This window comes from Polyangium jinanense, from assembly GCF_028435265.1.
Classification (GTDB): Bacteria; Myxococcota_A; Polyangia; order Polyangiales; family Polyangiaceae; genus Polyangium; species Polyangium jinanense.
The window spans coordinates 1-15600 of record NZ_JAGTJK010000109.1; the positions used below are offsets into that span (position 1 = coordinate 1).

A 15600-nucleotide genomic window follows, 5' to 3' on the forward strand; every position below is an offset into this window, starting at 1 on the left:
CAACATCTCACTCGGTAAATGTCGTCAGAGGGGGGGAATGTACCGATCGGAGATGGGACCAATGCTCAGAACCAGGGCAAGCCCTGGACCATTTGGGAAAGAACTGCGCGATGCGCAGTTCTTCCCAAGGCCGGTGGCAAGACCATGAAGGTGCGTTGCACGCTGGCGGCGGGCACGTTGCCTGTTGAATCGTCAGCGCCGCGATCTTGGTGGGCAGGGTCGTCGTGGGTCTTGACCTGGCCTGTTCGATGAACTGCGCATCGCGCAGTTCATCGACCCCGGGTCCAGCGCTTGCGCAGGCCCCGGGTCCAGGGGCGGATAGCCCCGGTGGGGTCTGGGGCAAAGCCCCAGCGCAGCGCCTCCCAAGATGAGACCAATGCTCAGCCCTCGACCTGGATGGGAGACGGTCGACCCCGAAATGGATGTACACTGCCTCAATGAACCAGCGTCGCCCTCGATTTGCGGCCCTCATGGCTCTCCTCCTATTCACGCCTGCCTGCAGCGGATGGCTGCGGGCCGAAGGTGGCTTCACCACATCAACGACGCTCGCGCGGGGCCGGCAAGGCGGGTCCGTGGGGCTCGAAGCCGCCATCGGCGGCGAACATGACCGCGTGGCCCTCGACGTCGCGCTCCGCGCCAAGGTGACGGAGGGGGCAGGGGACGCGTCGCTCTTCATCGGCGGACTCCGCCTCCTGCGTCCCGATCCCGGCGGCTTATATCTCCTCGGCGGCGTGAACGTCTTGCAGCTCGGCAGCGCGGATGGGGATGTCTCGTTCGGCATGTTCTCGCCCGTCGCGGAGGTCGGGCTGGCCATCGATTTCAGGAACCGAAAAACGTCGAATCGCCTCCGTCTGGAGTCGCCGGAGATGCTCACCCTCGGGACGCGGATCGAATACGATCTGCGCTTCACATCGCAGCCGAACGAGGGGTTCTGGACGGTGAACCTCGGCTATGCGCTCGGCGTGGCGCCCCGATGAGGCTCGCGCGTCGCGCCGTCACGGCGTGCGACGTCGTTTCAACGTCTGGCGGTTGTCCGCGGTGCCGATGGCGAGGAAGTCGTCACAACCCTCGGTGTATGCGGTGTACGACGCCAACGACATCGCCGGCTGATGCGAGCTCGCGCAGACGGAATACGTGGTCATGAGCGTGGAACCATCCGTCACGTAGGTCCCCTGTCCCCAGATTTGCAGGTCCGCGCCGTCGAGGGCGGGGATGTCGAAGTCTTTCAGGTTCGACGTCGCGTGGCCCGCGGCGTCGAACACGAGAACACGCAGCGTCTTCGAAGGGGCCTCGGCATAAGAGACCTCCACTTTCACGAGCTCGTACTGGCCCGGCAGGATCACGCCGCCCGTATACATGGCATTGCCGCCGAACAGGACGAAGGGGACCGCGTCGGCCTCGGTTCCGAGGGGCAGCGCGCCGCACTCGGGGTTGGCGATCGTATAAATCGTCGCTTCGAGCGGCTCCGCGCAATTGCCTCCCCCGCCACCCGCGCCACCCGTACCTCCGACGCCGCCCGTGCCTCCCATGCCACCGGGACCGCTGGGCGCGCCGCCGGTCCCCGCCGGCTCGCCGCCGGCTCCCGCCCCGCCCGTGTTGTCATACGTGCGGGTCTCCGCCTCGCACCCGGCTGCCAAAAACCCCGCGACCGCGCCTGCCATCAGCGCCGCTGTCCAGAATGTCCCTCGAAGCGACATGAAGCCCTCCTTGAAGCGCGGAGCCGCGCACGTGCGCACACCCGCAACCCTCCCTCCTGCTACTAGCACTCCACGTGGTCCGCTTGGGGGCCTGCCCAAACAGCCGGCGGGCCGACCCGCCTTCCCTTGGGGGCCTCCCCAAAGGCGCTGCCGACCGACGGGCTCTGCCTTTGGGGCCTCCCCATGACCCATCCCGCTCGCCGGGACCCGCCTTTGGGGCCTCCCCAAGCGACACCCCGACCGTCGGGACCTCGCTTGGGGGCCTCCCCATGGCGCACGCCGACCGACGGGACCTGTCTTTGGGGCCTCCCCATGACCCATCCCGCTCGTCGGGACCTGTCTTTGGGGCCTCCCCAAGCGACACCCCGACCGAGGGGACCTGCCTTCGGGGCCTCCCCATGGCGCACGCCGGCCGCCCGGACCTCGCTTCGGGTCCTCGCCGCTCCGTTTTGGAGCACGGCCGCTCCGTTTTGGAGCACCTCGCCGCTCCGTTTCGATGCGTCGGCCTGCCTTTCCGCGGATTCCAGGTAGGCACGGCCCTTGCCAAACACCCCCCCGAACCCGCCGCGCGACATGCCGTCGCGCCCGAACCAGCGAGGTGTCTCCCATGGCCAATCATCCCTCTCCCGCCAAGCTCTCCCGCGTCGAAAAAGCCACCATCAGCCGGAAGCTTCAACAGAAGCTAGTCGAGCGCGCACAATTCGGCCCCGCCGAGCCAGCCCTCGATATCTTCATTCCCCAGCTCGACGCATTCGCCCTCCGGCTCGAATCCCACGTGCTAGGAAAAAAAGCCGCCCACGCCGCCCTCGTCGCGCACGGGGACAAGGTCGAAATCACCGACGAAGGCGTCGATACATGGGCAAGGCACATCGAATCGTTCCTCGCCATCGAAGGGCGTCGCCGCCACAGCATCTTCGCCTCCGCCGCCCGCGTCCTTTCCACCGCCGCCTTCCCCGAGGGACTCGCCTTCCTCGACGACCGCATCCCCGACGAAAACGCAAGGATGCGCGCGACACTCACCGTGTTACGCGCCCCCGAACACGCATCCACGCTGGTCGGCATCAAGCTGCCCCCCGAATGGATCGATTCGCTAGAATCCGCACTCGACGCGAGCGACCAAGCCTACGCCGACCGCGTCCACGCCCACGGCACCCAGGTCGAGCACGTATACAAAGGCCAGAGCGCCGAAGCAGAATGGGTGCACCTCGTCGGCCGATTGAAAAAGTACGTGGAAAGCCGCGACATCCCCGGAGACGCCGATCGCAAAATGGAGAACCGCGCCCTGCTCGCCCCCCTGACAGACGCCATCGCGCACGCAAAAGCCGTCGCCGCCACGCGCGCAACACGAAGGACGAAGAAGGCCTAGCCGTTCTGGGCCGTTGCGCTGGGGCGTTGCCCCAGGCCCCACCAGGGGCTATCCGCCCCTCGACCCGGACCAGCGCAAGCGCTGGACCCGGGGTCGATGAACTGCGCGATGCGCAGTTCATCGAACAGGTCGCAGGCAAGACCAGCGAAGGCCCTGCCAACCAAGACCGTCGTGACGGGCAACGCTGTCGCTGGTCTTGCCACCGGCCCGCTGGAAGAACTGCGCATCGCGCAGTTCTTCCACCCTCGGTCCAGGCCGTGCCTGGTCCGGGTCGAGGGGCGGACAGCCCCCGCGGGGCCCGGGGCAGCGCCCCGGCGCGGCGCCCCCAGGTGCTCACCTCTGCATTAGGCTTCTCTGGACGTCGCGCGCGGCGTCACGACGCGTCTTGTAGAATGCGGCCGAGGCGGCGGCGACCATGCCGATCACGAACGGTGACCACAGCGCGTATTGCCATCCGAGGTAGGCGCCGCTCTCGGCACGATACGTGGTGTTATTGGGCAGCTTGCACGTATCGGAGTGATGGCGATACCCCTTGTCGAACGTGCCGCCGCGCGGGCACGCCACCTCATGCCCGGCCACCGCGAGGCCTGTCTCGGTGAGGTGCGGGAGGAGCGGTATCCCGACTGATAGCGGCATGAAGCCGGACACACAAATGAGGACGACGAGCGCGTTGCTCGTCGCGGAGGCGCGTGGGCGGTCGCATGGGCGCGCGCGGCTCGTGCGGTCGCGCGAGCGCGGCCCCCGTGTCGAGCGCCGCGACCAGCCCGTCGACTGCCTGGGGCGCGAAGAGCATGCGGCCACGCCCGCTGTGCACGTGCAGCGCGACGAAGCCGAGCGTGTAGAAATCGGCGAACAGCGCGCCCGCCGAGGGCGAGCGCGCCCAGGGCGCGGGATCGGAGGGCGTCGGACGATAGCCATGCCCCTCGGCGGGTCGAACGAAAATGCCGAAGCGCTGATCGAAGTGAGGGTGACCGGTTCGCTGCGCGGGCGGGGGAAAGGGCCCGAACACTGCCTGCGCGCGGTCGTGCGCGCAGATCATTTGATCGGGGAGGGGGAGGTCGAACTCGACGAGCGTGAGCTGCGGATGGATCGGTCCGAAGCCGGGCAACGTGGCCGCGCCCTGGGTGGTATTGGGCGAGAGCGAGACGCGCATGCCGTCGCTGCGCTCGAGCAGGATGCCGAACGTCGGCGCGTCGAGCGCGTTCGGGGCTCCGGGAACGAGCGTGCCGTCGCCGCCGAGCGCGTAATGGCGAATGCCGCGCCGCGCGAGCTCGCCGACCACGGCCGCCCGCGCGGCGTGGTGCCCGCTCCGGAAGATGACGGCCATGACGATGGCCACGATGGCGAAAAGCGTGAAGAGGAGAGGTCCAAGGAGATGCATCGCGTCGCGCCCCGGGGGTCGTGAGGGCGAGGAGCTTAGCCTCGGCCCTCGACCCGTGCGAATGGAACCCGCACGAGAGCGGGAAGATAGCGGGCGCCAGCCTGCGGTTGCTGATACCTCCAGCCTGCGGTCACCCCGGTCCACCCGATCTCCGACGAGGAGCGCTGGCCCCATTCCAGGCTGATTTGCGACCGATCCGAAGGTGGCATGCGTGCTGCACTCCGGCCCAGGAGGAGGACAACGCATGAATCGATCGATCGGGTGGTTTGCCCTTTTCCTTGCGGCTGGCTGCGGCCAGCAAGACATCGAGGCCGAGAGAGCGGCCCCTCCGCGCTTCGAGCTGATGGGGCAGGCCGAGATCCTGGCAGCGTCCCCGGGGGTGACCGACGAGCCGGAGGTGATCGACAGCCATAAGCTCGACCCGGCGAAGGCCAGCGGGGACGATGGCTCGGACGCCCTGATGGTGACCGCGGACGGGCGGCTGTTCCGCGAGCGGGCGCCCGCACTCCGGAGGCGCAGCGACGTGCCCATCGACGCGAACCCCGGGGGCTTCGCGCCCGGCGCGGCGGAGCGTGCGGGGGCGCGCGCGCAAAACCCCGGCGACCCGGAGGGAGCGGACGCGCTACGCGCGAACGGAGGCGAGCAGAACATCGCGCCGACCGCGTTCTGGCTCCAGGGCGTCGACCTGCCCGATCAGCGCTTCCCGTTCACGAGCACGACGTACCCGGCGCGCGCCGCGGTGGCGTTTACTGGGACGGGGAGTTGCTCGGGCGTGTTCGTCGGGCCGCGGCACGTGCTCACGGCGGCGCACTGCATTTACACGATTGGCGCCGGCTGGTCCCTCCCCTCGAACGTCGTCCCGGCCCAGCAGGGCAGTGGGACGGCTCCCCCGTATGGCACGATCAGCGTCACGAACGGCATTGTCCCGAATGGGTACGTCAACGCGACGACGACGGAGGACAAGGTCAAGTTCGATTACGCCATGATCGTCACGGCCGACTCGTCCTTTTCGGTGGGGTGGTTCGGGTTCTCCGGCAGCTACGAGGACACGCTCATCGACGGCCGCGGCTACCCCGTGCCCCAGGCCCCCTGCTACAACGCGCCAGTGTCTGGCAGCGGGGGTTGGGACGCGCCGTGGGGCAGATGCGATGGGTACCAGTACTGGCAGCCGTCGAACATGAGCCAGTACGAGGAGTTCTGGGGCTATAGCTGGCTCGATGGCCAGCCAGGTCAGAGCGGGATGCCATGGTACCGGTCGAATATCGTGTACCTCGTCCACAAGGGCGCCGACGTGGCAACCCACCGGACAATCGCCAAGCGGCTCACGAGCAGCTCGGCCAGCACGATCTGCGACTGGATCGGCGACTTCCCAAGCGCCTACTTCGACCACGACTGCTATTGAGCCGCCCGCGCTGCGCCGGGGTTTCACCCCGGACCCCGACCAGGGGTTGTCCACCCCTGGACCCGGACCAGCGCAAGCGCTGGACTCGGGGTCGATGAACTGCGCGATGCGCAGTTCATCGAACAGCGACGACCCTGCCAGCGGGCAACGTGCCCGTCGCCAGCGTGAAATGCACCTTCATGGTCTTGCCACCGGCCTGTGGGAAGAACTGCGCATCGCGCAGTTCTTCCCCGAACGGTCCAGGGCTTGCCCTGGTTCGGGTCGAGGGGCGAACAGCCCCCGCGGGGCCCGGGGCAGCGCCCCGGCGCGGCGCCTCCAGATGAGCCATCGGGTGCGTGCATGGTCGAGCCTGATCACCACGAGCCATGGCCGGGCTTGCTTCCGTCCCCGCTTCCGGGCGAGCACGACGACGCTCGCCTGCGCGCTTGCTCCGTGCGTGGGCTCCCGAACGCGGTACATAAAGAACGAAGTGGAGGCCCTCGCCGAATTTACGATCATTGACACCGTTCGCGTGAGCGATCGGTTCATCTTCCAGCGTGCTGTGCGGGGGGATCAGAATCGGACGGTCCTCCTCAAGTACCCTGCGGTCAAGCACCCTTCTCCTGAGACCCTCCGCCAGCTCGAGCATGAGCGGACGCTCGCCCGCGACCTCGACGCGGGCCTTGTCCTCCACCCGATTGCGCTGACGCGGTGGGCCGAACGCACGGTCCTGGTTTTCGAGGACTTCCGCGGCGTCCCGCTGAGCCACCTCGTCGGCGTCCCCATGGATGTCGGCCGCTTCCTCCGGATTGCTGAAAAGACTGCGGAGGCGCTCGCTGGGGTGCACGAGCGCCACGTCATCCACAAGGACATCCGGCCGGATAACATCCTCGTCGACGTCGAGACGGCGCAGGTCAGACTCACCGAGCTCGGGATCGCCTCGCTCCTCCCGCGTGAGTACCAGGAGGCTGATCCGGCGAGCTCCATCGAGGGATCGTTCCCGTACATGTCGCCGGAGCAGACCGGGCGGATGAACCGGGCCATCGACCACCGGACCGATCTTTACTCCCTCGGCGTCACCTTCTACGAAATGCTCACGGGCAACCTGCCTTTTCGCGCCTTCGATCTCCTCGAGTGGGTCCACTGCCACATCGCGGGATCGCCAAGACCGCCGCACGAGATTGTGCCTCGGATACCCGGGCCGGTCTCGGCCATCGTGCAAAAGCTCCTCTCCAAGGTCGCGGAGGATCGTTATCAGACGGCCCGCGGGCTCGCCCATGACCTCGCGATTTGCCTCGCGCAATGGGATGAGACCGGCGCCATCCTTCCTTTCCCGCTGGGCCGCGAGGACGTCTCGGAGCAATTTCACCTCCCCCAGAAGCTTTATGGCCGTGACCACGAGAGCCGGACGCTCCTTGCGCATTTCGAGCGCGTCGTGGCGACCGGCGAGCCCGAGCTCGTGCTCGTCTCCGGATATTCGGGCATTGGCAAGAGCTCGCTGGTCCGCGAGCTCGACATGCCTGTTGCCACGGCGCGCGGGAGCTTTCTCGCCGGCAAGTTCGAGGAGACCGAGCGAGACGTCCCCTATGCCACCGTCGTCCGGGCCTTCGTCCAGCTCATCCGCCGGGTCCTCACGGAGAGCGAGGAGAAGATCGCCTCCTTTCGCGAGCGGCTCTCGGAGGCCCTCGGGCCGAATGCCCAGATCCTCGTCGACCTGATCCCGGAGCTTTCGCTCGTCCTCGGCGAGCAGCCCGCCGTTGCGGCGCTGCCCCTCACCGAGGAGAAAAGCCGCTTCCACATGGTCTTTCGCCGCTTCCTCTCGACCTTCACGGCCGAGGGGCGGCCCCTCCTCCTCTTCCTCGACGACCTGCAATGGGCTGACGCCGAAAGCCTCGCGTTGATCCAGGAGATCCTCACCCACCCCGACACGAAGCACCTGCTCCTCGTCGGCGCTTATCGCGACAACGAGGTCACGCCGGCGCACCCGCTGTCCCTCGTGATCTCGGCGATCCGCACGGCCGGCGCGCGGGTCTCCGACATCGTCCTCGCCCCGCTCACCTCCGAGGACGTGCACCGGATCGTCGCCGACACGCTCCAGTGCGACGCCGCGCGGGCCCGCCCGCTCTCGGCCCTCGTCGAAGAGAAGACCGGCAACAACCCCTTCTTCGTCCTGCAGTTCCTCGCCGCGCTCCACGAGCGCGCGCTCATCTCCTTCGATCGGGAGGCGCGCGCGTGGACCTGGGACCTCGGCTCCATCCGGGCCGCGCCGTTCACCGACAACGTGGTCGACCTCATGGCCGCCAAGGTCGCTCGGCTCAGCCCCGAGACCCGCGCCACCGTGGTTCAGGCCGCCTGCCTCGGCTGCGAGGTCGACATGGGCACGCTCGCCGCCGCGAGCCGCATGTCCGCGCGCGACCTCCACGGCGTCCTCTGGGGCGCGCTTCACGCCGGCCTCATGAGCCGCGTCGGCGACACGTATCGCTTCCTCCACGATCGGGTGCGGGAGGCTGCTTATCTCCTGATCCCGGAGGACCAGCGGGCCGCGACGCACCTCGCGATCGGCCGCACCCTGCTCGAGGCGACGCGGCCCGAGGACGTCGAGGCGCGGGTGTTCGAGATTGTCCATCAGTACAACCTCGGCGGCGCCCTCCTCTCCGATGCGGAGGAGCGCGAGCGCCTTGCCCGCCTCGACCTCGTCGCGGGCCGGCGGGCCCGGGCCTCGACCGCGTACGTGAGTGCCTCAGGCTACCTCGCCGCGGGGGTGCGGATGCTCGGCCCCGAGCCCTTCCGAGCGCAGCACGCGCTGGCCTACGCTCTGCACTTCGAGCTCGCCACCTGCACCTACCTCCGCGGCGACCTCCCCGGCGCGGCCGAGCTGCTCTCGACGCTCGCGCCCCACGCCGCGAGCAGGCTGGAAGAGGCGGCGATCCGGCGCCTGGAGGTCGACCTCTACACGAGCATGGACGACCTCGACGAGGCCGTCGCCCGCGGGCTCCGCGGGCTCTCGCTTTTCGGGATCGTCATCCCGGCGCACCCCACGCGCGCGGAGGTGGAGCGCGAGCGTGAGCGTGTCTTCCACCTGCTCGGCGACCGGGCCATCGAGGACCTCATCGATCTCCCGGAGATGACCGACCCCGAGATCGCCGCGGCGCAGGACATCCTCGCCGTCCTCTTCGCGCCGGCCCTGAACACCGATCCCAACCTGTCGATCCTGGTCTACTGCTCGATGGTCAACCAGAGCTTGCGCCACGGCAACTCCGACGCTTCCGCGCTGGCGTATGCCTACTTCGGGATGAGCCTCGGTCCGGCGTTCGGGCGGTACCGGGAGGGTCATCGGTTCGGCAAGCTCGGCTACGACCTCATGGAGAGGCGGCGGAGCACGGCGTACAAGGCCAAGATCAGTTCGATCTTCGGCGACAACACGCTCTTCTGGACGCATCACCTCAAGGAAAGCCTCCCTTACCTGGACACCGCCTTCCGCGCCGCGCTCGAGACCGGCGACGTGACCTTCGCCTGTTATTGCTGCAACCGCATCGTCGTCGACCGGCTCCTCCTCGGCCACCCGCTCGATCAGGTTTCCGCGGAGGCGGAGCGCCGCCTGTCGTTCACCCGGCGAGCGGGGTTCGACGCCTCGACGCAGGTCATCCTCGACATCCAGGACCTCGTCGACAGCCTGCGCGGGCGCGCGACGCCGGACGGGCGCGCCCGCGACGAGGCCGCCCGCGACGCCGTCATGGATGGGTATCCCTGGGCGGTCGTCACGTGCTGGCACTACATCATGCAGCTCACCGCGCGTGTCTTCGCGGGGGATTTCCGCGGCGCCGTCGCCGCCGCCGAGCGTGCCCGGGCGCTGCTCTGGTCGACGGTGGCCCACGTCCAGGAGCCCGAGTTCTGGTTCTACGGCGCGCTCGCGCTCGCCGGCCACCACGACGACGCGGACGCCGAAGAGCGCCCGGCGATCCTCGAGGCCCTCCGCGCGCACGAGCACAAGCTCGGCGCGTGGGCGGAGGCCTGCCCCGAGAACTTCGGCCACAAGCACGCCCTCTGCGTGGCCGAGCGTGCGCGTGTCGAGGATCGCCCGCTCGACGCCATGCGCGCCTACGATGACGCGGTACGCGCCGCTCGGCGCCATGGCTACATCCAGAACGAGGCCCTCGCCAACGAGCTCGCGGGTCGCTTCTACCTCCGCCGCGGCTCGGAGACGAGCGGGGGCGCGTACCTGCGCGAGGCCAGGAACGGGTATGCCGAGTGGGGCGCCCACGCCAAGGTCGCCGAGCTCGAGCGTCGTCATCCGGGCGTGTTCGACGGCGGCCATGCGCCGCTCGCCGCCGCCCTCGTGCCCCGGCCCGAGCAGCTCGATCTCATGGCCGTGCTCCGGACCTCGCAGGCCATCTCCACGGAGATCGATCTCGCGCGCCTCCTCGAGACCTTGATGCGCGCGCTGGTGCAGCGGGCGGGCGCGCAGCGAGGGCTGCTCCTCCTCGCCCGCGACGACGAGCTCCGCATCGAGGCCGAGGCGTCTTCCGGCCCGGCGGGGGTCGTCGTGCGCGTCGCCGCCCAGAGCCCGACGGCGTCGGCCGTCCCCGCGTCGATCGTCAACTACGTGCGCCGGAGCCGGGAGACGGTGATCCTCGACGACGCCGCGCAGCCGAGCCTCTTCTCGCGGGATCCCTACCTCGAATCCCACGGCTCGAGGGCGATCTTGTGCCTGCCCATCGTGCAGCAGGCCCACGTCATCGGCGTGCTCTACCTCGAGAACGATCTCGTCCCCGGCGCCTTCACCCGGGAGCGCCTCATGGTCGTCGAGCTCCTGGCCTCGCAGGCCGCGATCTCCCTGCAGAACGCCATCCTGTACGACGCGCTCCACCGAAGCGAGGCGCAGCTTCGTGCCGTCGTCGACAACACCACGGCGCTCATCTACGTGAAGGACCTCGAGGGCCGGCACCTGCTCGTCAACCGGCGGCTCGCGGAGGTGATCGGTCGCGACGACGCCGTCGGCCGGACCAACGAGGAGCTCTTCCCCGCGGACATTGCCGAGAGCCTGAGTCGTAACGACCGGAACGTCCTCGCATCGATGGCGCCGCTGGAGGTGGAAGAGCCGATGCCTTTCGCGGACGGCCTGCACACCCATCTCTCCGTGAAGGTGCCTCTCCGCGACGCCACGGGCGCCGCGTACGGCGTGTGCGGGATCTCCACGGACATCACCCAGCGCGTCGAGGCGGAGAAGGAGCGCGAGCGCCTGCTCCACGAGGCCCAGGAGGCGCTTCGGAGCCGCGACGAGTTCCTCGACATCGCCTCGCACGAGCTGAACACGCCGCTCACCCCGCTCCGGCTGCAGGTGCAGCTCCTGCGCCGGCGCCTCGAGGATCCCGCGCTGTCCGCGCACCCGAGGCTCCAGGGCTTGCCCCGCCTGCTGGACATCGCGGACCACAGCGTCGAGCGGCTCGAGAAGCTCGTCGGCGAGCTGCTCGACGTCGTCCGCATCGGCGCCGGCAAGCTTTCGCTGAAGCTCGAGGACGTGGATCTCACCACGCTGGCGCGTGAGGCCGTCGAAGGCCTCCAGCACGAGGTCACGGCCGCGGGCCTGACGGTCGACCTCGTCGCCTTCGAGCCCGTCGTCGGCCGGTGGGATCGGTTCCGCGTCGAGCAGGTCCTCGTCAACCTGCTGACGAACGCGATCAAGTACGGCATGGGCAAGCCCATCACCGTCGGCGTGCGCCGCGTGGGCCCGCGGGCCGAGCTCTGGGTGGAGGACCGCGGGATCGGCATTCCCAAGGACGATCAGGCCCGGATCTTCGAGCGCTTCGAGCGCGCCGTGTCGAGCCACAGCGTCGGCGGCCTCGGGCTCGGGTTGTTCATCGCCCGTCAGATCGTGGAGGCCCACGGCGGGACGATCCGCGTGCGGAGCGAGCCCGGGCACGGGGCGACGTTTACGGTCGAGTTGCCGTGCGGGTAGGCGTGTCCGCTGCCGCGTCGCGTGCGCAAAGGGCAGGCGCAGGCCGCACACTCCCAAACGGGCGAGCGCCAGCTCCGGACATCCTCAGCGCGGACCCCCCAGCTCCTTGACGAAGAACCGGTGCACGTCGTCCTTGTAATACTGGAATGCCGACCCCTTGGGGCTATGTGGCTGTCCGGGCATGATGAGCAGCTCGAAGTGTTTGCCTTCGCGAATCAAGGCCTCGGCCATGCGCATCGTCGTGGACACGGACGCGTTCACGTCGCTCGTGCCATGCATCATCTTGAGCGCACCGCGCAGGTTTCGCGCGAGCGACACGTTGGACCCTGCTTCGTAGCCGGCTCGATTTTCGCTCACGAGACCCAGATTCGGCTCCATGATGACCGCCTCCTCCTCGAGGGCCCCGGGCGCCCCAGCATAACCTGCCTTGAACAGCTCCGGCGCGGTCAGCATGCCGCGAAGCGCGAAATAGCCGCCCCAGGAGTGGCCGTAGATCCCGACGCGGCTCAGATCCATGTAGGGCCGCGTGGCGGCCGCCTGCCGCAGTCCGGCGACGTGATCGGGGATCTCGGTCTGTCCCACGCGCCCATAGTTCGCGTCTTGAAAGGCCTTGCTTCGCCCCGGTGTGCCGCGCGCATCGAGCACCATCACGACGAAGCCCATCTGCGCCAGCGAATTCGCCCACCGCGACTCCTCGGTGCCGACGAAGCTCCAGGGCACGACCGATATCCACGGACCGGCGTAGATGACGTCGATGACCGGGTAATGCTTTTTCGGATCGAAGTCCCACGGCTTGTGCAGCACGCCATACAGCTGGGTCACGCCATCGGCAGCCAGGACCGTGAGGGGCTCCGGCGGAGAATAATGCAACTCCGCGAGCGCGGTCGTGTCCGCTTCGGCGTAGCGGAACGGGGCCCCGCCGTCGGTCGAACCCACGTCCCATACCCGCGGTTGCACGCGCGTGGAATGGCCATCGATGTAGTAGCGCCCCGACGGCGCGAGGGTGATCCGGTGGATGCCGGGGTCCGGTGACAACCGCTTCAGGTCCCCTCCGGCGAGGCTCGCGCGATAAAGCAGTCGGTCGTAGGGAGCCGCGCTGTCGGCAGAGGCCAGCAGGAAGATCGCGTCTGCTTTCGGAGCGACGCCGAGCACTCGATGCACGGGAAACGGGCCGCTGGTGACCTGACGCTCGAGTGTCCCCGCGTAATCGTACAGATAGACGTGCCGAAAGCCGTCGCGCTCGGACATCCACAGGAAGCGCTTGTTGTCCTCGAGCGGAGTGACCTGCAGCGACCACCCGTTCTCCGCAAAGTCGAGCGCACCGACGAAGCTGCTCGGTCGGTCCTCACGCAGCACGAGGCGGGTCTTGCCGGCCTCGGGCTCCACCGCCGAGAGTTCCAGCCGCTTGCCATCACGGGACAGATGGAGCACGAGCGCTTCGCTGCCATCGGGGCGCCAGCCCGAAAACCAATCGTAGGTCTCCCCGGGCGCGGGCGGAACTTGGGTCACGCGGCCTTTCGCAGGCTCGACCACGTAGAGCTCCGAACGCCTCAAGGGGGTCCCGACCTTGGAATAGGGCACCATCTTCACCCGCTCGATGCCCGTTTCATATGCGTAATCGACGATCGGTATCTTGTGGACGCCGCGCATGTCGTTGCGAAAGACCAGGAGGAACCGACCGTCGGGAGACCACGCCCGCTCGGGGATCTGCCACTCGTAATTCTCTTCCCCGCGTTGCTCCAGCAGCGTATTGCCATCGCTGCCGACCACGGCGAACCCAGATCCGCGCTGGACCGCGACGGTTCGGCCATCGGAAGACAGGTGATGGCTCGCGGACAGCATCAACGCGGCGCGATCGGTCGGGGCGAGGGCCACGACGCGACGATCGGATAGTCCGAGCGCGAACGACCGGTCCTGAAGCTGGAAGACGATCCTGTGCTGATCGGGAGCGAGCCCGGGAGCGAGCACGAATCCGAGGTTGTCCGGTAGCTGGACCTTCTGCCCGACCACCTGCGAGAGCTGGGCCGAAAGCGCGTCGCGGGGCAGGACGGGTACCATCGTCCGCTCCTGCGCGTCGACCAGGACCCACGTCCCGCGATGCGGACCGACCGCAGACCAGTACACGAATTGATCGCGATCGGGGAGCCATCGCGGCGCGACGAGCGTGTCTCGAATGCGCTCGATGAAGCGGTAATACTTCTCGGCGACATCGAGTCGCGCTTGCAATGGATCGCCTTGGGCCGTGGCCGTCGTGGGAGGCTGCGTCGCCGTCGTCGTAGGCTGGCAGCCGATGACCGCGATCACGAACACGACGAGCTGTCTCATGGCATGACACTCCAGGGTGAGGTGGGCGATTCGTCGAGCAGCTTCGCCAGCACCGCGAGGCCCCGCTCGAGCTCGTTGCGAGATCTCGCCGCGCCGAGCGATACCCGAATGGCGTTGGGCGCGCACCCGGCGCGGGCGGCGAACACGTGCGCCGGCCCGATCAACACGTTCCGCGCGGCTGCCTGCTCCAAAAGCTCCAGCGCCCGCCGGTGCTCCGGAATCCTCATCCAGAGGAAATACGCGGTGGGATGCGCGAGATACGGATGATTCTTCAATATCTCCGCTGCGATCGTTTGGCGGGCGGCGGCCTCGCTGCGCCGCGCGTCTCGAATGGCTGCCGCCCTGCCGTCGTGAATCCATTGCGTCGCGATCTCGGCCAGCAAGGGCGAGCCCGACCAGACGGTCGCTCCGGCAGCGATCTCGAGGCTGCATCGAGCCTCGAGCGGGGAACGAATGAAGCCGACACGGAGGGCAGGGACCGTCGCCTTCGACAGGCTACCGATGTAGTACGTCGTCTCGGGGGCGAGCGCGGAAAGCGGCGGCGGCGCGTCGCAGACGAGCGGAGCGAGCGCGCCGTTCTCGATGATCGTGACCCCATACCTGCGGCAGATCGTCACGACCTCCTGCCGACGCTCGAGCGGCATGATCGAGGTGGTCGGGTTGTGGTTCGTCGGGGTGCAATAAAGCACTTTGGCCCCGCTCGAACGGCATGCCTGCGCGAGCGCATCGGGGATGAGCCCATCCTCATCGACCGCAACGGGATGCGTCGGCAGCCGGAGCCACTGCGCGGCGCCGAGCGCCCCGGGATAGGTGAGCTCCTCGACGAGCACGCCGGTCGTCGTCGCGAGCGCCGACAGCAAGATCACGGTGGCATGCTGCGCACCGCTGCACACGGTGATCTCATCGGGGGACGCGACGACTCCGGTCGACCCGAGCCAGCGCGCGCCAGCGGCCCGTTGCGCCATGGTACCGCCATGCGACTGGTAGCCGCTCAGCGCGGCGAGGTCCGCGCGTGAGCTCAGCTCAGCGAGTGCAGCGGCGAGCGCGCAATGTCCGAGATCGCCAGACATGATCGGCGCCGCGGTCGGGCCGAGATCGATTCGATCCCGGTCGAGCATGGGCGAGTACGCGTTGCGATCGGTGAGATTGTTTACGAATGTACCACTCCCGACCTGGCCACGAACGAGCCCGCGTCGCTCCGCTTCGGCATACGCGCGGGTGATGGTTCCGAGCGACGCCCCGACCGCGTTCGCGAGCTCGCGGTGCGTGGGAAGTCGGTCGCCTGCGCGCAGCTTGCCGGCGCTGATGTCGGCCGCGAGCGCGTCGACGATCGCCACGTACAGCGGCCCGCTGGAGCGTCGAAGGCGTGGTTTCCAGGCATGGCTGGGCATGGACATGTACTAGTGTACTTTCATGAATTGTCATAGTACAATCTTCCGGGCCCAGAAGGCGGGGCGGGGCGGCGCACTCGACGCGGCCGCCTGCTGGAGCAGC

9 protein-coding genes are annotated in these 15600 nt (G+C 68.4%); 4 read left to right on the forward strand and 5 right to left on the reverse strand.

Features of this window, described 5'->3' with window-relative positions; all coding sequences use genetic code 11:
- The first annotated feature begins 470 nt into the window (after positions 1-470).
- Positions 471-977, forward strand: a complete 507-nt coding sequence (locus tag KEG38_RS53625) for a hypothetical protein (protein ID WP_272428855.1) — start codon at positions 471-473, stop codon at positions 975-977.
- 18 nt (positions 978-995) lie between these two features.
- On the opposite strand, the gene KEG38_RS53630 is transcribed toward KEG38_RS53625, so the two are convergent.
- Positions 996-1697 carry a hypothetical protein gene (locus KEG38_RS53630; RefSeq protein WP_272428857.1) on the reverse strand — a complete coding sequence of 234 codons (702 nt, stop codon included), beginning with the start codon at positions 1695-1697 and terminating at the stop codon, positions 996-998.
- A 607-nt stretch (positions 1698-2304) separates the two neighbouring features.
- Here KEG38_RS53630 and KEG38_RS53635 point away from each other — a divergent pair.
- Positions 2305-3063 (forward strand): hypothetical protein, encoded by a 759-nt coding sequence (locus KEG38_RS53635; RefSeq protein ID WP_272428858.1) that lies wholly within the window; start codon positions 2305-2307, stop codon positions 3061-3063.
- Between the two features lie 333 nt (positions 3064-3396).
- On the opposite strand, the gene KEG38_RS53640 is transcribed toward KEG38_RS53635, so the two are convergent.
- A complete protein-coding gene (locus KEG38_RS53640) occupies positions 3397-3642 on the reverse strand; it encodes a hypothetical protein (RefSeq protein WP_272428860.1) in 246 nt (81 codons plus the stop codon).
- Positions 3629-4444 (reverse strand): hypothetical protein, encoded by an 816-nt coding sequence (locus KEG38_RS53645; RefSeq protein ID WP_272428862.1) that lies wholly within the window; start codon positions 4442-4444, stop codon positions 3629-3631. The genes KEG38_RS53640 and KEG38_RS53645 overlap by 14 nt, the downstream gene beginning before the upstream one ends.
- A gap of 244 nt (positions 4445-4688) precedes the next feature.
- On the opposite strand from KEG38_RS53645, the gene KEG38_RS53650 reads away from it, so the two are divergent.
- On the forward strand, positions 4689-5846 hold the full coding sequence (locus KEG38_RS53650; protein ID WP_272428864.1) for a trypsin-like serine peptidase: 1158 nt from the start codon (positions 4689-4691) through the stop codon (positions 5844-5846).
- A 511-nt stretch (positions 5847-6357) separates the two neighbouring features.
- Positions 6358-11781, forward strand: a complete 5424-nt coding sequence (locus KEG38_RS53655; RefSeq protein WP_272428866.1) for an AAA family ATPase — start codon at positions 6358-6360, stop codon at positions 11779-11781.
- An 84-nt stretch (positions 11782-11865) separates the two neighbouring features.
- Here the strand turns inward: KEG38_RS53655 and KEG38_RS53660 are convergent, their stop codons facing one another.
- Together KEG38_RS53660 and KEG38_RS53665 are read right to left on the reverse strand one after the other, a co-directional pair.
- Positions 11866-14106 (reverse strand): S9 family peptidase, encoded by a 2241-nt coding sequence (locus KEG38_RS53660; protein WP_272428868.1) that lies wholly within the window; start codon positions 14104-14106, stop codon positions 11866-11868.
- The gene (locus KEG38_RS53665; protein ID WP_272428870.1) at positions 14103-15497 is read right to left on the reverse strand and encodes an aminotransferase-like domain-containing protein; all 1395 of its coding nucleotides are present in this window, start codon (positions 15495-15497) and stop codon (positions 14103-14105) included. Before KEG38_RS53665 ends, KEG38_RS53660 begins: the two co-directional genes overlap by 4 nt.
- Positions 15498-15600 lie beyond the last annotated feature (103 nt).